Origin of the sequence: Yimella sp. NH-Cas1, assembly GCF_022359705.1 — a bacterium.
GTDB lineage: Bacteria > Actinomycetota > Actinomycetes > Actinomycetales > Dermatophilaceae > Yimella > Yimella lutea.
Genome location: NZ_JAKSGG010000003.1, coordinates 1,884,321 through 1,903,342, shown reverse-complemented (window position 1 = coordinate 1,903,342; position 19,022 = coordinate 1,884,321). Strand labels below are relative to the sequence as shown.

General features: G+C 66.7%; 16 protein-coding genes and 2 tRNA genes. 9 read left to right on the top strand and 9 right to left on the bottom strand.

The features are described from left to right. Positions 1-50: 50 nt before the first annotated feature. Positions 51-2,261 carry a 4-alpha-glucanotransferase gene (gene malQ, locus MF407_RS09435; protein WP_239702124.1) on the top strand — a complete coding sequence of 737 codons (2,211 nt, stop codon included), beginning with the start codon at positions 51-53 and terminating at the stop codon, positions 2,259-2,261. 60 nt (positions 2,262-2,321) lie between these two features. Here malQ and pepN read toward each other — a convergent pair whose 3' ends face one another. Further along, a complete protein-coding gene (gene pepN / locus MF407_RS09430; protein WP_239702123.1) occupies positions 2,322-4,895 on the bottom strand; it encodes an aminopeptidase N in 2,574 nt (857 codons plus the stop codon). Positions 4,896-5,042: 147 nt separating this feature from the next. On the opposite strand from pepN, the gene MF407_RS09425 reads away from it, so the two are divergent. The 3 genes from MF407_RS09425 to MF407_RS09415 all read left to right on the top strand — a co-directional run bounded on the left by MF407_RS09425 (position 5,043) and on the right by MF407_RS09415 (position 7,404). Beyond that, positions 5,043-5,660 (top strand): disulfide bond formation protein DsbA, encoded by a 618-nt coding sequence (locus MF407_RS09425; protein WP_239702892.1) that lies wholly within the window; start codon positions 5,043-5,045, stop codon positions 5,658-5,660. 16 nt (positions 5,661-5,676) lie between these two features. Then, complete coding sequence (locus MF407_RS09420; protein WP_239702122.1) at positions 5,677-6,144, top strand: ribose-5-phosphate isomerase; 468 nt, start codon at positions 5,677-5,679, stop codon at positions 6,142-6,144. A 129-nt stretch (positions 6,145-6,273) separates the two neighbouring features. Next, positions 6,274-7,404, top strand: a complete 1,131-nt coding sequence (locus MF407_RS09415) for a PP2C family protein-serine/threonine phosphatase (protein ID WP_239702121.1) — start codon at positions 6,274-6,276, stop codon at positions 7,402-7,404. 148 nt (positions 7,405-7,552) lie between these two features. Here MF407_RS09415 and MF407_RS09410 read toward each other — a convergent pair. Further along, positions 7,553-7,626 (bottom strand) — tRNA-Pro (locus tag MF407_RS09410). Positions 7,627-7,741: 115 nt separating this feature from the next. Between MF407_RS09410 and MF407_RS09405 the strand changes: the two genes are divergently transcribed. The 5 genes from MF407_RS09405 to clpX all read left to right on the top strand — a co-directional run bounded on the left by MF407_RS09405 (position 7,742) and on the right by clpX (position 12,244). Continuing rightward, positions 7,742-7,815 (top strand) — tRNA-Gly (locus tag MF407_RS09405). Between the two features lie 41 nt (positions 7,816-7,856). Beyond that, positions 7,857-9,230, top strand: a complete 1,374-nt coding sequence (gene tig, locus MF407_RS09400; RefSeq protein ID WP_239702120.1) for a trigger factor — start codon at positions 7,857-7,859, stop codon at positions 9,228-9,230. 270 nt (positions 9,231-9,500) lie between these two features. Next, complete coding sequence (locus MF407_RS09395) at positions 9,501-10,088, top strand: ATP-dependent Clp protease proteolytic subunit (RefSeq protein ID WP_129624971.1); 588 nt, start codon at positions 9,501-9,503, stop codon at positions 10,086-10,088. A 29-nt stretch (positions 10,089-10,117) separates the two neighbouring features. Then, positions 10,118-10,765: an ATP-dependent Clp protease proteolytic subunit gene (locus tag MF407_RS09390; RefSeq protein ID WP_129624882.1), complete on the top strand. Its 648-nt coding sequence runs from the start codon at positions 10,118-10,120 to the stop codon at positions 10,763-10,765. A 204-nt stretch (positions 10,766-10,969) separates the two neighbouring features. Further along, positions 10,970-12,244: an ATP-dependent Clp protease ATP-binding subunit ClpX gene (gene clpX, locus MF407_RS09385; protein WP_345770850.1), complete on the top strand. Its 1,275-nt coding sequence runs from the start codon at positions 10,970-10,972 to the stop codon at positions 12,242-12,244. 68 nt (positions 12,245-12,312) lie between these two features. On the opposite strand, the gene MF407_RS09380 is transcribed toward clpX, so the two are convergent. The 7 genes from MF407_RS09380 to MF407_RS09350 form a co-directional block, all read right to left on the bottom strand. Further along, complete coding sequence (locus MF407_RS09380) at positions 12,313-13,071, bottom strand: ATP-binding cassette domain-containing protein (protein WP_129624884.1); 759 nt, start codon at positions 13,069-13,071, stop codon at positions 12,313-12,315. Next, positions 13,068-13,211 carry a hypothetical protein gene (locus MF407_RS09375; protein ID WP_239702119.1) on the bottom strand — a complete coding sequence of 48 codons (144 nt, stop codon included), beginning with the start codon at positions 13,209-13,211 and terminating at the stop codon, positions 13,068-13,070. Before MF407_RS09375 ends, MF407_RS09380 begins: the two co-directional genes overlap by 4 nt. An 11-nt stretch (positions 13,212-13,222) precedes the next feature. Continuing rightward, complete coding sequence (locus MF407_RS09370; RefSeq protein ID WP_239702118.1) at positions 13,223-14,095, bottom strand: iron chelate uptake ABC transporter family permease subunit; 873 nt, start codon at positions 14,093-14,095, stop codon at positions 13,223-13,225. Beyond that, positions 14,092-16,116 carry an iron chelate uptake ABC transporter family permease subunit gene (locus MF407_RS09365; RefSeq protein ID WP_239702117.1) on the bottom strand — a complete coding sequence of 675 codons (2,025 nt, stop codon included), beginning with the start codon at positions 16,114-16,116 and terminating at the stop codon, positions 14,092-14,094. The genes MF407_RS09370 and MF407_RS09365 overlap by 4 nt, the downstream gene beginning before the upstream one ends. An 86-nt stretch (positions 16,117-16,202) precedes the next feature. Beyond that, positions 16,203-16,730 (bottom strand): hypothetical protein, encoded by a 528-nt coding sequence (locus MF407_RS09360; protein WP_129624888.1) that lies wholly within the window; start codon positions 16,728-16,730, stop codon positions 16,203-16,205. Next, positions 16,727-18,001 carry a DUF58 domain-containing protein gene (locus MF407_RS09355; RefSeq protein WP_129624889.1) on the bottom strand — a complete coding sequence of 425 codons (1,275 nt, stop codon included), beginning with the start codon at positions 17,999-18,001 and terminating at the stop codon, positions 16,727-16,729. The genes MF407_RS09360 and MF407_RS09355 overlap by 4 nt, the downstream gene beginning before the upstream one ends. Then, a complete protein-coding gene (locus tag MF407_RS09350; RefSeq protein ID WP_129624890.1) occupies positions 17,994-18,980 on the bottom strand; it encodes a MoxR family ATPase in 987 nt (328 codons plus the stop codon). Before MF407_RS09350 ends, MF407_RS09355 begins: the two co-directional genes overlap by 8 nt. Positions 18,981-19,022: the final 42 nt, after the last annotated feature.

Sequence of the window (19,022 nt, the reverse complement as noted above, 5' to 3'; positions counted from 1 at the left end):
AGGCGAGACAAGGTTCGTCCGGCTCCACCGGGCGTGCGAAACTTGCGGCCATGTCCGACGCCCCGTCCAGCACGCTCATCGACCTCGCCCGCGCCTACGGCGTCGCCACCGACTACTGGGACTGGAAGGGCAACCACGTCCAGGTGTCCGCCCACACCATCAGCACCGTGCTGAGCGTGTTCGACGTGGACGCATCCGATGAACAGTCCGCCCGGGCAGCGCTTGCCCAGCGCGAACTCGAGCCGTGGCGCCGCGTCGTCCCACGTGTGATCGTCCTGCGCGAAGGCTGGACGCCGTGGGTCGCGTTGCATGCAGCCGACGGGGCGCCCAGCGAGGCATGGCTGCGGTTGGAGGACGGGCGCACTCGAGAGGTCGCCGTCGTCGAACGGTTCGTCGAACCGCGCGAGATCGATGGCGAGAAGGTCGCCGAGACCACGATCGAACTGCCCGGCGACCTGCCGCTCGGTTATCACGAACTGATCGTGTCGGTCGGACAGAAGCCGGTGGACGACGCAGGGCCCGCCGCGGAGTCCGTAGCGACGACCGACGGGGCGAAGACCACACCCCGCCCGACGCAGGAGCACCGCGCGCCGGTGATCGTGACGCCGGAGAAGGTCAGCCTGCCGGCCGCGCTGGAGAACGACAGCGTGTGGGGTCTGATGACCCAGCTGTACACCGTGCGTTCCGAGCGTTCGTGGGGCATCGGCGACGCCGCCGACCTCGCCGAACTCGGCACCTGGGGCGCTCGCCAGGGTGCCGACTTCACCCTGATCAACCCGGTGCACGCCGCCGAACCGGTCGCGACGATGGAGCCCTCGCCGTACCTGCCGACCTCGCGCCGCTTCGTCAACCCGATGTACATCCGGGTCGAGGAAGTACCGGAGATCGGTTACCTGTCCGCAGCCGAACACCAACTCGTGGAGTGGCACAGCGACGACGCCCGCCGGTTGAACAAGCTCGCTCAGCTCGACCGTGACGGCTCCTGGGAGGCCAAGCGGGCCGCCCTGCGGATGATCTTCCGTACCGAACGCACGCACCGCCGCGCTCGCGAGTTCGAGGAGTTCGTGACCCGCGAGGGCCAGGGCCTCATCGATTTCGCCACCTGGTCGGCCATCGTCGTCGACCGCGGATTGCCCTGGGAGACATGGCCGCAGGAGCTACGCGACCCACGCAACGAGGCCGTTGCCGCCGAGCGGGAACGTCTGGCCGACGAGGTCGAGTTCCAGTGCTGGTTGCAGTGGATCGTGCAGAGCCAGTTGGCCGATGCCCAGCGGGAACTGCGCGCCGCCGGCATGGGTGTCGGCGTCGTCCACGACCTCGCAGTCGGCGTGCACCCCGGTGGCGCGGACGCCTGGGCGCTCGGAGACGTGCTCGCCCACCAGGTGAGCGTCGGCGCCCCGCCGGACGACTACAACCAGATGGGGCAGGACTGGAGCCAGCCGCCGTGGCGCCCGGACCGCCTGGCCGAACTCGGGTACGCGCCGTTCCGCGACATGCTTCGCACCGTGCTTCGCATGGCAGGCGGCATCCGCGTCGACCACATCCTCGGACTCTTCCGTCTGTGGTGGGTGCCGCGCGGGGAGTCCCCGAAGAACGGCACCTACGTGCGCTACGACCACGAGGCGATGATCGGCATCCTGGCGCTCGAGGCTCAGCGCGCCGGCGCCGTCGTGATCGGCGAAGACCTCGGCACCGTCGAGGACTGGGTCCGTGATTACCTGCTGGAGCGCGGCCTGCTCGGCACGTCGATCCTGTGGTTCGAGCGCAAGGACGGCTCCGCTCCGCGTGCCCCCGAGACCTATCGGTCGCTGTGCCTGGCGAGCGTCACCACGCACGACCTGCCGCCCACCGCCGGGTACCTGCAGGGAGAGCACATCGCGGTGCGTCACGAACTCGGTCTGCTCACTCGTCCGTTGGAGGAGGAGATCGCCGAGGACGACGCTCAGCGCGAGGCAGTGCTGTCGGAGTTGCGCGAGCGGGGTCTGCTCAAGGAGAAGGCCGGCATCGAGGAGCAGGTCGACGCCCTGCACAAGTACCTCGCATGGGCACCGAGCAAGATGCTCGGAGTCTCGGTGAACGACCTGGTCGGTGACGTGCGCACGATCAACCAGCCGGGTACCGACGAGGAGTACCCGAACTGGCGTCTGCCTCTTGCAGACGGCAACCACAAGCTGGTCACGCTGGACGAGGTGATGATCAGTCGTCGCGCCAAGCGACTGATCCGATGCGTGAACCACCGCGACGCCGAGCCGCAGAACTGACCGCACGAAACGCACGGCCCCGCTCCGATCGGAGCGGGGCCGTGCGTTTCGTGCGATGGATCAGAGCGAAGCGTCGTATGCCTGCGCGGTGAGTGCCCGCTGGACGTCGTCGCGGTGCTCGGTCACCACACGCACCAGACCGGCCGGCGCGGACGCGTTCTCGTCCAGCCATTGCTGAGCTGCACCGAGCAGATCCGGCGAGGTCAGCGACACCGGGAACGCCAGGTTGGCGATGCTCTGACCGATGTGGAACGTTCGGTCTGCCCACATCGAAGTCAGCATGGCGAAGTACTTGTCCGCATAGGGGGCGAGCAGTTGCCGGTCGTGCACCCGCTGCAGACCCTTGCCGATCGCCTCGATCGTTTGGTTGGGCAGACCCGGAGTCTCGACCAGCTTGCTCCACGCCTCGGCCTTCGCCTCGGGGGTGGGCAGCGCCGCCCGCACGAGGGCGGCCCGTTCCTTGCCGCTGGCGGTCGCGTCCTTCTGCTCCTCGGCGGCGATCTCGTCCTCCTGCGCGGCCCCTGCGGCGGCGAGTGACGTGAGCAACGACCAGCGCAGATCCTGGTCGATCGCCAGGCCCTCGAACGACTCCTGACCCGACAGCAGACCTCGCACCAACGCGACATCGTCCTTGGTGGACGCGTACGCGGCGAACGCCTCGGTGAGCTGCAACTGGGCGTCCGAACCAGGAGCTGCCTGGGACGCGGCCTCGCGCAACGTGGCGGTGACGTGCGCACGCACCTCGTCCTGCGCGTCCGGGCTGATGTACAGCTCGGTCAGCTGGCGCAGCACGGTGAGCATCATCCGCAGGATTCCCGAGTGGGTCTCCTTGCCGACGAGCACCTGGAGCACCGAGACGAGGTCGCGGCCACGCAGCTGCGCATCACGCGTCATGTCCCACAGGGCACCCAGCACGAGCGCGCGGGGGAGTGAGTCGAACCCTTCGGGCTGCTCGATCACCGCCGCCATCGACGCGTCGTCCAGGCGGATCTTGGCATAGGCCAGGTCGTCGTCGTTGAGCAGGATCACGCCGGGATGCGTCGTGCCGACGAGTGCGTCGACGCTCGTGCTCGTGCCGTCCACGTCAACCTCGACGCGGTTGGTACGAACCCACGAATCGCCCTGGCGCTCATAGCAACCCACAGCGAGGCGGTGCGGGCGCAGTGTCGGGAGCTCCTCGGTGGCCGTCTGCTCGATGACGAAGGACGAGATCGTGCCGTCGTCGCCCGTCTCCAGCTTCGGAGTGAGGGTGTTGACGCCCGCGGTCTCCAGCCAGAGCGCCGACCACGCCTTCAGGTCGCGGCCGGAGGCGTCCGCAAGTTCTGTCAGCAGGTCGGGCAGGGTCGTGTTGCCCCACGCGTACTTGGCGAAATAGGAGCGCAGACCCTGCACGAACCGGTCGCGGCCGACGTACGCGACGAGTTGCTTCAGCACGGACGCACCCTTGGCGTAGGTGATGCCGTCGAAGTTGGACTCGACGTCCTCGAGGTCGCCGATGTCGGCGACGATCGGGTGGGTGGAGCTCAGCTGGTCCTGGTTGTAGGCCCAGGTCTTCTCCAAGATCGAGAAGGTCGTCCAGGCCTCGTCCCATTCGGTCGCTTCCGCCTGGCAGACGGTGGACGCCCACTCGGCGAACGACTCGTTGAGCCACAGGTCGTTCCACCACTTCATGGTGACCAGGTCGCCGAACCACATGTGCGCGAGTTCGTGCAGGATCGTCAGCGCGCGGCGTTCGATCTTCGCGTCCGAGACCTTCGAACGGAAGATGTAGATCTCGTTGAAGGTCACGCAGCCGGCGTTCTCCATCGCCCCCGCGTTGTATTCGGGGGTGAAGATCTGGTCGTACTTCTCGAACGGGTACTCGCAGTCGAACTCGTTCTCGAAGAACTCGAATCCGCGTTTGGTGCAGTCGAGCACGTTGTCGGAGTCGAGGAACTCGCTCAACGACCTGCGGCAGTAGATCGCCAGCGGCACCTCGCCGCGACGGGTCGAGACGCTGTCGCGGACGACGTCGTACGGGCCTGCGACGAGCGCAGTGATGTAGGACGACATGACCGGGGTGGCCCCGAACGACCAGGTTGCGGTCGGGCGCTCGTTGCCGGAAGGGTCGCGCCAGGTGTGCTCGGCGGGCTGCGGTTCGGGGGTCGGCTGGTTGGAGACGATCTGCCAATGGGCGGGCGCGGTGACGGTGAAGCGGAACGTGGCCTTGAGGTCGGGCTGATCCCACACGGCGAACATCCGGCGGCAGTCGGCGACCTCGAACTGGCTGTAGAGGTAGACCTCGTTGTCGACCGGGTCGACGAAACGGTGCAGGCCCTCACCGGTGTTCATGTAGGTGCCGGTGCCTTCGACCCGCAGCCGGTTCTCGCCGGAGCGCACCGTCAACGCGATGCGCGCACCGTCGTAACTGCCGGCGGCGTCGAGCGATTCGCCGTTGAGTTCGAGGCCGGTGACGGTGCCGTCGACGAAGTCGATGAAGGTGTCGCCGTCCTGCTCGGCGGTGAAGACCACCTCGGTGACGGATCCGAACGTTTTCTCCTCGCTCGTCAGATCGAGGGTCACGTCATAGGACGCGACGTCGATCAGTGTCGAGCGGCCCTCGGCCTCGGTACGGGTCAGGTTGGTGGTTGCCACCGATGAACTCCTTCGTGGGGATCCGGACGTGAGCACTTTGTCGGGCGCACGCGGACGACATGCTCCCACGCGGGCGTCCGACGCGTTTGGCAGGATGAGCACGTGACTGACACCGACGCCCCGCAGGGCGGCCGAAAGACGGCCGAGATGTTCTTCGATCCGATGTGCCCGTGGGCCTGGATGACCTCCCGCTGGATGACGCAGGTCGAGCAGGTCCGTGACGTCGACGTCACCTGGTCGGTGATGTCGCTCAGCGTCCTCAACGAGGGCCGCGATCTGCCGCAGAGCTACCGCGAGATGCTCGACCGCGGGTGGCTGCCGGTGCGAACGGTGATCGCCGCCGAACTCTCGGTGCCGCAGGACGAGCGGAACGACGTCCGTAAGAAGCTGTACGACGCGATGGGTCAGCGCATCCACCTCGAAGGCCGCGGACGCGACGAGCAGGACCTGCGTCAGGTCTGCGTCGAGGCGCTCGATGAAGCCGGTCTGCCGGCCGATCTGATCGACCGCGCCGAGAACGTCCCCGGTGACGAGGTCGACCAGGCGTTGCGTGCTTCGCACCAGCGGGCGCTCGACCTGGTCGGTGACGAGGTCGGGACGCCGGTCGTGGCGTTCGAGGGCGTCGCGTTCTTCGGCCCGGTGGTCACCCCGGCACCCAAGGGCGAGGCCGCCGGCAAGCTCTGGGACGGCTGCCTGCTGGTCGCCGGCACGCCCGGCTTCTACGAACTCAAGCGCACCCGCGACGCCGACCCCGACTTCAGCTGAAAGAGAGAGAAGCCTCATGCGAGTTCACATCGGTGGCGACCACGCCGCCTACGAGATGCAGCGCGGCCTGGTCGAATGGCTGGTCGAACAGGGCCACGAGGTCGTCGACCACGGTCCGGCGCAGTACGACGAGCAGGACAACTACCCGGTCTATGTGCTGCGCGCCGCCGAAGGTGTCGCCGCAGACCCGGGATCGTTGGGCATCGTGCTCGGCGGGTCCGGCAACGGCGAGCAGATGGCGGCCAACAAGGTGAAGGGCATCCGCGCGGCGCTGTGCTACTCGACGGAGTTGGCGCAGCTCGCCCGTGAGCACAACGACGCTCAGATCATCTCGTTGGGTGGACGCTTCCATACCCAGGAACAGGCCCAGGCGATGGTGAAAGTGTTCCTCGAGACGCCGTACGCCGGAGTTGCCCGTCATCAGCGGCGCTTGGACATGGTGACTGCGTATGAGAACAGTGGAGAGTTGCCCGCCGAGGACTAGCCCGACACACCCGCACGGGTGCTTGGCGGGAGGGCAGGGTACGCCCCTCGCGGCTCGATGGGGGAGAAACGGGTATGGATTTGTCCAACTTCATTTCCCTATACATCGCCGGACGGTTAGCGTTGCGGCATGGGAATCGAGCAATCGCTGTCACCGGGACTGTCGTCCCGGCCGATGCGCTGGCTCCTGCGTCGGCAGCGGACGGCGGCACCCACCTTCGACCTGCCACGCTCGGCCTGGATCATCACCGCCGCAATCGTCACGATCGCGACTTTCCTGGTGTTGTTGTTCGAGGTTCGTCCCGACTACAGCTACGGCCTCTTCCTCCCGCCGGTGCTCGCGAGCGGTCTGATGCTCAGTGGCCGGCTCATGGGGGTCGCGCTCGCTTATTGCTGTCTGGCGTTCGTCCTGGTCGCCTTCATCCGCACCCCCGACCTCACCGAGCGTGCGGCCACCAGCGCGATCGCGATCGGCGTGACCGCCGCCATCGTGGCGGCCCTGGACCGCACCTGGACGCGCAGCAGCGGCATCTCCCACCAGGTTGCGGCGACCCTGCTCACCGACCTACGCCAGCGGCACGAGGTGCAGACCCACATGCCCGACCTGCCGCCGGGCTGGAGTCTCGACAGCGCGGTGATGCCCGCTCACGACGAGGCGTTCTGCGGCGACGTTGTGGTCGGTTGCGAGGTCAGCGGAGTCTTCAATGCTGCGGTGCTCGATGTGTCGGGCAAGGGCTCGACCGCCGGATCCCGGGCCGTGTTGCTCGGTGGCGCTGTCTCCGGTCTGCTCGGTGCCCTTGAACCGTCCCGCGTCCTGCCCGCCATCAACGACTACCTGGTCCGTCAGGGCTGGACCGACGGTTTTGCGACCGCGACCCACGTCGCCGTCGACCTCGCCGACGGTGCCTTCTCGCTCGGTTCGGCCGGGCATCCTGCCGCCGTGCAGTTCCACGCCGGCACCGGACGCTGGGAAGCGATGACCACTGAGGCCGGGGTCGTCCTCGGCATCATCGACCACCTCACCGAGCGCGACTACCCCCGGGTGCGCGGGCAACTGCTGCCCGGCGACATCCTGGTGTTGTTCAGTGACGGCGTCGTGGAGCACAAGGACGTCGACATCTCCCAGGGCATCGACCGCATGCTCGGTCATGCGGAGCGCGAGATCAGTTCCTCGATCGTGGGCTCGGCCAAGCGCATCTGCCAGACCGCCCGGGCCGGCGAGACCGACGACCGCACGGTCGTCGTCCTGCGCCGTAACTGACCTCTCTCGCCGACTTCGGCTCGGCGGCTTTTCAGGCCGTCGATTTCGCCCTCGTGTGCGGCAACGCGCGAGTTGCCGACAGTTGCGCACGCTATGACCTGCGCGACCGTCGATAACTCGCGCATCTAGTACAGGCGGAGCCCGGACGTCGGGGTAGCCGGATTCGAACCGGCGGCCTTCCGCTCCCAAAGCGGACGCGCTACCAAGCTGCGCCATACCCCGTATCGGTATGTCTGCCGACCGGTTTTTGCTGCGGTCGGCAGAGTAGGTAGGCTAACCCCTCGGTACATCAGACCGGACGTCGGGCCGCCCGACGCGAAGGTCGCCGATGTTCCGTGCGGGCGTAGCTCAATGGTAGAGCCTCAGTCTTCCAAACTGATTACGCGAGTTCGATTCTCGTCGCCCGCTCCAGTAATGAGCGAGACCGTTCCCAACCCTTTGGAGTGCCTGTAGTGAAGAGCGCCGTCGAGACCCTCAACCCGACCCGGGTCAAGCTGACCGTCGAGGTGCCGTTCGAGGAGCTCAAGCCGAGCCTGGACGCCGCGTACACCGCGATCGGCAACCAGGTTCAGATCCCCGGCTTCCGCAAGGGCAAGGTGCCGGCCCGGATCATCGAGCAGCGCTTCGGCCGCGGTGCGGTCGTCAGCGAGGCGATCAACGAGGCCCTGCCGAACTTCTACGCCCAGGCCATCGAGGAGAACGACCTGCAGCCGCTGGGTCAGCCCGAGGTCGACGTGACCGGCGCTCCGACCGAGGGCGACGACCCGCTGGTCTTCACCGCCGAGGTCGACGTGCTTCCCGAGTTCGACCTGCCCGACTTGTCGTCCATCAAGGTCGAGGTCGACCCGCTGAAGGTCACCGACGAGGACGTCGACGCCGAGGTCGAGGCGCTGCGTGAGCGTTTCGGCACCCTGAAGACCGTCGAGCGCGCCGCCACCAAGGGCGACTTCGTGACGATCGACCTCAAGGCGTCCATCGGTGACGAGGAGATCGACAGCGTCGAGGGCATCTCCTACGAGGTCGGAGCGGGCAATATGCTCGAGGGCATGGACGAGGCACTCGAGGGCCTGAAGGCCGGCGAGTCCAAGGACTTCACCGCGGCGCTGGCCGGTGGCGAGCACGAGGGTCAGGACGCGTCCTGCACCGTGACGCTGCAGGCGGTCAAGGAGCGCGAGCTGCCCGAACTCGACGACGACTTCGCCCAGCTGGCCTCCGAGCACGACACGATGGACGAACTGCGTGAGCAGTTGAGCCAGCAGGCGGAGAACTCCAAGCGTTTCCAGCAGGGTGTGCAGGCGCGTGACAAGGTGCTGGAGCACCTGCTCGAGAATGTCGACATCGCGCTGCCGCAGAGCATCATCGACGCCGAGGTCAACAACCACCTCGAGGGCGAAGGCCGCATGGACGACGACGAGCACCGCGCGGAGGTCGACGAGTCGACCCGCCGGGCGTTGAAGTCGCAGATCCTGCTGGACAAGATCGTGGCGCAGGACGACGTAAAGGTCTCCCAGGAGGAACTCATCGAGTACCTCATCATGTCGGCGCAGCAGTACGGCATGGACCCGAACACCTTCGCGCAGGCGCTCGACCAGCAGGGCCAGGTGCCGCAGGTGATGTCCGAGGTCGGTCGCCGCAAGGCGCTGGCGTCCGTCCTGGAGAAGGTCGAGGTTGTCGACACCGACGGCAACACCGTCGACCTGAACCAGGAGATGGAGGTCGAGGACGACTTCGACGGCGAACTCGACGGCAGCGACGAAGACGACATCGAGACCGAGACCGCCGATGTTTCGACCGAGGTCGAGGACGAGGGCACGAAGGACGCCTGATCAGGCTCCGCACACTGCGCGAACACCGCGTGAAGGCGCACGAGCACCCGCTCGTGCGCCTTCGCCGTCCCCGGGGTGGACCGACCGAAGAATGTGCGGACGGTGGCTCTTGCGCTCAGGGCGAACAAGGGTCCGGGTCGGGACGAAACCGTCGGTGGTGCGCGTTAGGGTCGAGTGGAAGTGGACATCGGTCCCGTAGAAACGACAGAACGAACAGATGGAGTAACGATGACGGAGCGCAGCAACGCGCCGGTCGGCACGCCGGTCGGCATGGCCACCCAGCCGGTCGCCGGCCTCGACGACCAGATCTACAACCGGCTGCTCAAGGAACGCATCATCTTCCTGGGCTCGGACGTTCGCGACGACAACGCGAACGCCATCTGCGCGCAGCTGCTGCTGTTGGCGGCCGAGGACCCGGAGAAGGACATCTGGCTGTACATCAACAGCCCCGGTGGTTCGGTGACCGCAGGTATGGCGATCTACGACACGATGAACTGGATTCCCAACGACGTCGCGACCGTGGCGATGGGCCTGGCTGCCTCCATGGGCCAGTTCCTGCTCTCGGCCGGCACCAAGGGAAAGCGCTACGCCACCCCGCACGCGCGCATCATGATGCACCAACCCTCCGGTGGTATCGGCGGTACGGCCTCCGACATCCGTACCCAGGCCGAACTGCTGCTGGGCATGAAGAAGGAACTCGCCGAACTCATCGCCGAGCACACCGGCCAGTCGGTCGACCAGGTCGAGAAGGACTCCGATCGCGACCGTTGGTTCTCGGCCCGTGAGGCCAAGGAGTACGGCTTCGTCGACCACGTCTTCGAGCGTTCGGTCGACGCCCCGGGTGAGGTGCAGGCATGAGCTACTCGATGAATCCGCTTGGAGCACAGATGAATTCGAACAACCAGGGCGGGCTCTACGTGCCGCCGAGCAACCGCTACATCCTTCCGCAGTTCGAGGAGCGCACCTCGTACGGCATGAAGCGGTCCGACCCGTACAACAAGCTGTTCGAGGACCGCATCATCTTCCTCGGCGTGCAGGTCGACGACGCGTCCGCGGACGACATCATCGCCCAGTTGGTCGTGCTGGAGAGCCAGGACCCCGACCGCGACATCCTCATGTACATCAATAGCCCGGGTGGTTCGTTCACCGCGCTGACCGCGATCTACGACACGATGCAGTACATCCAGCCGGATGTGCAGACCTTCGTGATCGGTCAGGCCGCCTCGGCTGCCGCCGTCCTGCTCGGCGCGGGTGCACCGGGCAAGCGGTTCGCACTGCCGAACGCGCGCATCCTGATCCACCAGCCGGCGATGGAGGGCTCGGGCGGTACGGCCTCCGACCTGGAGATCACCGCCAACGAGATCTTCCGGATGCGTGACTGGCTGGAGCAGACGATCGCCACGCACACCGGCCGTTCCAAGGAGCAGGTCGAGCGTGACATCGAACGCGACAAGATCCTGACCGCCGCCGAGGCCAAGGAGTACGGCCTCATCGACGAGGTGCTGGCTTCGCGTAAGGCCTCGCTTCAGCCGTGAGCGCCCGGTGATGGTGCGCACGTGACGTGAGGGCCCCGATCCCGGGTGGATCGGGGCCCTCAGCGTTAAGCCCTCGGCGGACACGCGTGACGCGACGCCCGACACCGGGGTTCAATGAAGGTGGTTGTCGTAGCCAGCAGGTAGCGTCGTCCGAGTCATGCGAACCAAGGACGCATGACGAGTCGAGCAGGGAGAAGGAAGCGCGTGGCACGTATGGGAGAGAGCAGCGATCTGCTGAAGTGCTCGTTCTGCGGAAAGAGCCAGAAGCAGGTCAAGAAGCTCATCGCCGGACCGGGCGTCTACATCTGCGACGAGTGCATCGACCTGTGCAACGAGATCATCAAGGAAGAGCTGGCCGAGACCAGCGAGCTGGGCCTGGAGAAGCTGCCCAAGCCCAAGGAGATCTTCGAGTTCCTCGAGCAGTACGTCATCGGTCAGACCCCCGCCAAGCGTTCGCTGGCCGTCGCGGTCTACAACCACTACAAGCGCATCCAGGCCGCCGAGCAGGCGCCGAAGAAGGACGCCGACGGTGTCGAGATCGCCAAGAGCAACATCCTGCTGATCGGCCCGACCGGGTGCGGCAAGACCTACCTGGCGCAGACCCTCGCCCGGATGCTCAACGTCCCGTTCGCGATCGCCGACGCCACCGCGCTGACCGAGGCCGGTTATGTCGGTGAAGACGTCGAGAACATTCTGCTGAAGCTGATCCAGGCCGCCGACTTCGATGTGAAGAAGGCCGAGACCGGCATCATCTACATCGACGAGATCGACAAGGTCGCCCGCAAGAGCGAGAACCCCTCGATCACCCGCGACGTCTCCGGCGAGGGCGTGCAGCAGGCGCTGCTGAAGATCCTGGAAGGCACCAGCGCCTCGGTGCCCCCGCAGGGCGGACGCAAGCACCCACACCAGGAGTTCATCCAGATCGACACCACCAATGTGTTGTTCATCGTGGGTGGAGCGTTCGCCGGCCTGGAGAAGATCATCGAGAGCCGCGCCGGCCGACAGGGCCTGGGCTTCGGCTCCGAACTGCGTCAGGCGTCCGACCCGATGTCCAGCTTCGCCGAGGTGCTGCCCGAGGACTTGATGAAGTTCGGTCTGATTCCCGAGTTCATCGGGCGTCTGCCGGTCATCACCACCGTCGAGCCGATCGACCGCGACGGCCTGGTGTCGATCCTCACTGAGCCGCGCAACGCGTTGGTGAAGCAGTACCAGAAGATGTTCGAGATCGACGGCGTCGAGTTGGAGTTCACCCCGGACGCGATCGAGGCCGTTGCCGAGCAGGCGAACCTGCGCGGCACCGGCGCTCGCGGCCTGCGCGCGATCATGGAAGAGGTGCTCATGCCGGTCATGTTCGACGTCCCCAGTGACGACGACATCGCTCGTGTGGTGGTCACTCGTGAGGTCGTGCTCGACAACGTCCTGCCGACGATCGTGAAGCGCGAGCCCCGCAAGCGCACGCAGCGCAAGGAATCTGCCTGACAGACAACGAAATCGGCCCCCTCGAGATCCATCTCGAGGGGGCCGATCTGTTTGGTCGGGTGGCGGACTCACTCGAAGTAGACGGCCACGCGGCGTCCGCGCGCCTCGAGCACCTCGACGTCCACCTCGTACACCTCACGCAGCACGTCCGGGTCGATGATGAGTTCGGGGGAGCCCTGCGCGAGCACCCGACCGTCGCGCATCGCGATGATCTGGTCGCAGTAGGCGGCAGCGATGTTGATGTCGTGCAGCACGACGACGACGGTCTTGCCGAGGTCGTGCACCAGTGACCGCAGGCGTTGCATCATCGCGACCGCGTGCTTGATGTCGAGGTTGTTCAGTGGCTCGTCGAGCAGGATGTGTGGGGTGTCCTGCGCGAGCACCATTGCGATGAACGCGCGTTGTCGTTGGCCGCCGGACAGCTGGTCGAGGTAGCGGTCGCGCAGGTCGACCAGATCGGCGAAACGGATCGCCTCCTCGACGTGGCGGTGGTCCTCGGGGCGCAGGCGTCCCTTGCAGTGCGGGAAACGTCCGAAGCGGACCAGATCGGCGACGGTCAGCCGCGCGGTGAGGTGGTTTTCCTGCCGCAGGATCGACACGACCTTGCTGATCTCGACGTTGGGGCTGTGCTGCACGTCGAGCCCGCCGACCAGGGCGCGCCCGTCGGTGGGCTTCAGCAGACGCCCGGTCACCGACAGCAGCGTCGATTTGCCCGCTCCGTTCGGACCGACGAGCGCCGTCAGGCGACCGTCCGGGATCGACAAGGACGGGACGTCGAGCACGGTGGCCTCGTCGTAGCGGACGGTGAGGTCGTGGAGCTCGATCACAGGCGGACTCTCCTCATGAGCAGGTAGATGAAGTAGGCGCCGCCGATCAGATTGATCACGACCGACAGCGGCGCGCCGAAGTTGAGGACACGGCTGACCAGCAACTGACCGAACACCGTGGCGCAGATGCCGACCAGCATCGCGCCGAGGATCAACGGACCATGCCCGGGGAGGCGACGACCTGGCGGGCGATATTGGCGACGATCAGGCCGAGGAAGGTCATCGGTCCGACCAGTGCCGTGGAACTGGCGACCAGCACGGTGATCACCGTGAGCGTCAGGCCGACGACCAAGCGGTAGCGCAGGCCGAGGATGATCGCGCGCTCGGTGCCGAGGTTCAGCAGGTCGAGGTACTTCAGCAGTGGAACGCATGCCGCCACAGCCACGGCGGTGAGGACTGCTGTCACCTTCAGCACCGACTCGTCGGCCGTACTGAAGGAGGCGAACATGATGTCCTGCACGGTCAGGAAGTCGGTGGGGGACAGCATCCGGGAGGCGAAGGACCCCAACGAGGAGAACAACGCGCTGCACACCATCCCGATGAGCACCATCACCACAAGGTTGCGCCCGGAGACATGCAACAGCAGTCCGAAGATAACCACGCCGAACAGGCTCAACGCTGCGGCATTCAGAACAGTCGTGGTGACCGGTGACATGCCGACGAGCGTGTCGGTGCCGAGCATCAGCACGATCAGCGTGCCGAGCAGCACGTACAGCGCATCGAATCCCATCACTCCGGGAGTCAGCAGGGGAGAACCGGCGAGGGTCTGGAAGAGAACGGCCGAGACACCGCACGAGACGCCGGCGATGACCAGGGTCGCGAGCTGGCGACGGCGCAGGTCGAGCGCGTAGGAACTGGCGCTCGGCAGGTCCCAGAACTGGTAGACCGCGACGGCGGCAACGGCGACGGCCGCCAGAACCAGGAGTCCGGTGTGGATCCGACGGCGGCGGGCACGCTCGAACTCGGTGACGATCGGCCGGTCGGCAGGTGCGTGATCGGCAGGGCGCGTGGCGGTCGTGGTCATCGCAGGTCACCTCGCGCAGCCCGCAGGATCAGCACGATGAACACTGCGGCACCGATGATGCCGGCGATGGTTGCGAACGGCACCTCGTACGGGAATCGCACCAAGCGTCCGACCAGGTCGCAGGCCACGACAAAACCGGCGCCGGCCAGCGCGGTGATCGGCAGCACGCGTCGGACGTTGTCGCCGAGCATCATCGAGACGATGTTCGGCACGATCAGGCCGAGGAAGGGGATCGCCCCGACGACGACCACGACGAGCGCGGCCATCATCGAGACCACCACCAGGCCGATGTACAGGACGCTGCGGTACTTGACGCCGAGGTTGGTGGCGACGTCCTCACCCATACCGACGACGGTGAAGCGGTCGGCGAACAAATAGCCGATCGCGCCGACGGCGAGCACCAGGTAGAGCGGTTCGTAGGTGCCTTCGCGCAGCGACGAACCGGCGCCGGTCGTCCAGAGTTCGAGCATCTGCATCAGGTCGGCCTGGTAAGCCAGGTAGGCACCGACCGCGCCGAGGACACCGCCGTACATCATGCCCACGAGCGCGACGGTGAGCGTGTCGGCCCGGCTCAGGGTCTGCAGCAGGAAGAGAAATCCGATGGTGCCGATGATCGCGGTACCGATCGCAAAACCCATCTGCGCCAGCAGGCCGGCGGACGGGACGAGGAGCGCGCTGGCGATGACGCCCAGCACGGCGGCCTCGACGGTGCCCGAGGTACTCGGTGAGACGAAGCGGTTGCCGGTGATTCGCTGCATGATCAGACCCGCGACCGCCATAGCGGCACCTGCCAGCAGCAGCGCGACCAATCGAGGGATGCGCGAGACGCGCAGGATTTCCCACTGCGCGGCGTTCGGGCTGAAGACGTCGAGCGGGCCGACGCCCGCGACGCCGACACCGAGCGACAGTGCGCTCAGGACGACGACCAGGACGCCGGCCACGGACACCGGGGACGGACGCAGCGAACGACCCTCCCCGGACGCCTTCACTGCGGTGGCCGAAGCGCTCACAGCACCTTGGTGAGGTCGTTCGCAGCGGCGATGTAGGACAGCGGCGTGTCCGAGGCGAGGTACCAGGAGAAGCCGTCGACGGTGGAGATCTTCTTGTTCTTTGCGGCGTCGGTCTTGTTGACCAGCCCGGAGTTCAACACGTCGAGCGCGGGCTTGCCGGGCTGGCCGATCGCGCGGCTGCGGTCCAGCACCACGATGCGACTCGGGTTGTACTTCAGGAAGAACTCCTGGTTGATCTCGTCGCCGTGACCACCGTCCTTCTTCAACGGTGCGTTCACCGGCTGAATCGAACTCGGACCAGACGGCGCTGAAGCGCGAGCCGGGCCCGTACGCGCCGACCTTCCCGCCGGAGACCTGGACGAACATCGTCGTGCCGCCGGCCTTGGCGGCCTTGGTCTTGACATCACTGATCGACTTGTCCATCGCGGCGAGGTTCGTCCTGGCCTGCGCGGACTTGCCCCAGATGGAGGCGAGCGTCTCGTAGCGGTCGGCGATGACCTCCATGCGCTGCTTCGGGTCATCGGTGCGCACGGACATGTCGATCACATTGGGAGTGATCTTGCTCATTTCCTTCAGCACCTTCGCATTACCCGAACGGCCACCGATGATGATCAGATCGGGCTCGAGTTCGGCGATGCCCTCATAGTCGGGTTCGAACAGCGTGCCGACCGTCTTGACCGACTTCAGCGGCGTCAAGTCGGTGGGTAGTTCACCGTTGGCCTTCGGCAGGGCGGCGATCGGCACACCGAGCTGGGTCAGGCTGCGGGCGACGCTCCAGTCGAGGACGACGACCTTGCCGGGGTTCGCGGCGACCTTCACCGAACGCCCCTGAGCGTCCTTGACGATCACCGTGCCGTTGGCCTTGTCGGCGGAGGTCGCGGAGTTCTGGCCGGTACCGGCGGCAGTCTCGGTCTTCTTCTCGGCGGACGCAGAGCCGCAGGCGGTGAGGACCAGGCCGAGTGCGGCGGTCAGGGCGATGGTGCGGGCTGAGCGTGAAGCGGAGACGAGCACGGGGAAACCTTTCCGAGGCTGCATAAGGTGAGCCTAAGGTAACTAAGGCGCACCTAATCGTCCAACCCGGGGGTCTACTCGGCCGGTCAGTCGGTCGGGACGTGCGTACGTGCGACGGCGACGAAGGTGGCGGCGATCACGAAGAGTCCGAGCGGCACGAGCCAGCCGGCCGATGGGCGCGGTGCGCCGGTGGCGAGCAACACCAGGGATGCGCCCGCTGCGACGAGAGCGCTCGCTGTGAGGGTACGAGTGGCCCAGCGGTTCAGCACCGGTCTCGCGATCGACGTCTGATCCGCGCCACCGGTCGCCAGCAGGAAGCAGCACTGGAACCCCAGCAGGCACAGCGCCGCGGGCAGGCTCCACCAGGTGTCGGGGGCGAAACCGGCGGAGACCCAGGTCCAGACGGCGGCCAGACCGAGCAGCCCGACGGAGGCGCCGGTGGTCTCGAAGGCGGTGACCCACGCTGCCACGGCGAGAGTGATCAGGGGTATGGGATCGGGTGCTCCGCCGAACGAGGTGACAGCAGCGAACAGCGCGACGAACATCCACGCCGTCAGGTGCGCGATGCGGCGATCCCGGTGCATCGACGCCCATCGGGACAGCAGCCGGCTCATCGGGCAGCCGCCCGCGCGGGAGGTCGCCGAGCCAGCCGGCGCATGACATCGTCCAGCGTTCCCGGCCCATGCCACGCGACCACCGGCACTCCGCGACGACGCAGGGCATCGATCTCCATCTGCCGCTCGAGAAGCCGGATCCTCATGGCGATCAGGTGTCCCGGGTCCTGTACTGCGTCGAGTGGTTCGGTCGGCAAAGTGTCGACGACCACGATGGTGAGACCGCGTGCTGCGAGGGTGGCCGCGACGGTCGAGGCGAATTGACCGAGCAGCGGCGACATCATGACGACCGTGGCTCCCGACGGAATGTTCCATCGCAAGCCGGACGCATCTCGATCACCGAGCCGGCCGGGGTTCACGGCGCTGAGCAGATCGAGCACACGGCGATGGTGCTGCAGACCGAGGGACGGCCGCAGATTCAACGGTCGTTCGCTGCCCACCACTCGCAGCCCGACCCGGTCACCCTGGCGCAGGAAGAACTCGCTGATGCCCGCTGCCGCCCGCAGGCCGGTGTCGATCGTGGTCCCTCGCGACCGGTCACCGAAGTCGACCGAAGCGTCGACCACGAGATGGACTTCGGCGTCCTGTTCGGCGTAGTTGGTGCGACTGTGCAACGTGCCCGTGCGAGCGGTCAGCGGCCAGTGCACCGAGCGCAGCCGGTCTCCCGGCCGGAACTCGCGCACGTCGGCGAACTCGGTGCCGGAACCGGGACGACTCGAACGGTGCAGGCCGACGAGGCCGATCGGATGTGGCACCGGGGTGCGACTGTCGAAAGCCTCGGCACGGGGCAGGGCTCTCGCTTCGAGCGGCGGTAGGTGGAGCGCACCGAAGCGGTAGGCGCCCCACGGTGACGAGAACTGAACGTGGACGCCGCCGACCCACACCGGGCCGGTTCGGCTCGGCCACCAGGTCAGCTCGATCCGGTGGACGTCCGCCAGGGCCGATGTCACGGATTTGTCCCAGCGCACCCGTGCCGTCCGGTCCGTCTGGACGGTCCACGACTCCGCGCCGTCCAGACCGCGCGCTTCGACGATCAACCTGGTGCGCTCGGCTTCGGTCGGGGTCGTCCGTTCCAAACCATGCCGGACCGTCGGTCGGGACCTCGGGCGGGTGGCGATGGACCACGTGCTCAACACGATGAAGGGCAGACCGAGGACGAGCAGATCGGCTCGGCGGAACGCGACAGCGGCTGCGAGCAGCACGCCTGCCCACAGGATCAGCTGCAGCAGCAGCGAACTCGGCACCCAGCGGGTGGGCTTGTCCTCAGCCATCGACGCGGGCGGGTGCGACGGTCACGGAAGGCGCCGGAACGCTCGACAGCAATTCGTCGACGATGGTCGACGTGGACAGATTCGACATCCACAGCTCCGGGCGCAGATTGATCCGGTGACCGAGTACGGCGGGGGCGATGGCCTTGACGTCGTCCGGGGTGACGAAGTCCCGGCCGCGGATCACCGCGATCGCACGCGAAACGAGCATGAGCGCCAAAGATCCTCGGGGTGATGCACCGATGAGGACGTGCTGGTGGCTGCGGGTCGACGAAGCGAGGTTCACGCAGTATGCACGGACGGTGTCCTCGACGTGAACCTGCTCGACGGACCGTTGCATGGCGAGCAGGCCGGCCGGGTCGGTGACGGAGTCCAGGACGGTCGCCTCCTGTTGGCGTTTCATCCGCCGGGTGAGGACCCCCAATTCGTCTGCTGCAGAGGGGTATCCGAACGAGACGCGGGTGAGGAACCGGTCGAGTTGTGCCTCGGGCAGGGGATAGGTGCCCTCGTACTCGACGGGGTTCGCGGTCGCGAGGACGTGGAACGGTTCCGGGAGGGGGAAGGTGCGTCCCTCGACAGTCACCTGGCGTTCCTGCATCGCCTCCAACAGCGCAGCCTGCGTCTTGGGTGGCGTTCGGTTGATCTCGTCGGCGAGCAACAGTCCGGTGAAGACGGGGCCGGGTCGGAAGTCGAAGTCGCTTCGGGACTGGTCGAACACGAACGACCCGGTGAGGTCTGACGGCAACAGGTCGGGTGTGAACTGCGCACGGGTGAAGTCGAGACCCAGCGCCTGGGCCAGGCTGCGGGCGGCAAGAGTCTTGCCGAGTCCGGGGTTGTCCTCGAGCAGCACGTGCCCACCGGCGAGGACGGTCGCCAGCACGGTTTCCAGCGGACCACGTTTGCCCACGACCACCTCTTCGACCCGGTCCAGGAGGCGGCCGGCAAGATCCGAGGTCTCGGCGACGGTGAGGTGCTGGGTCATAGTTGCTCGATTCGATCGACGATGGCGTTGAGGTCGGCGCGG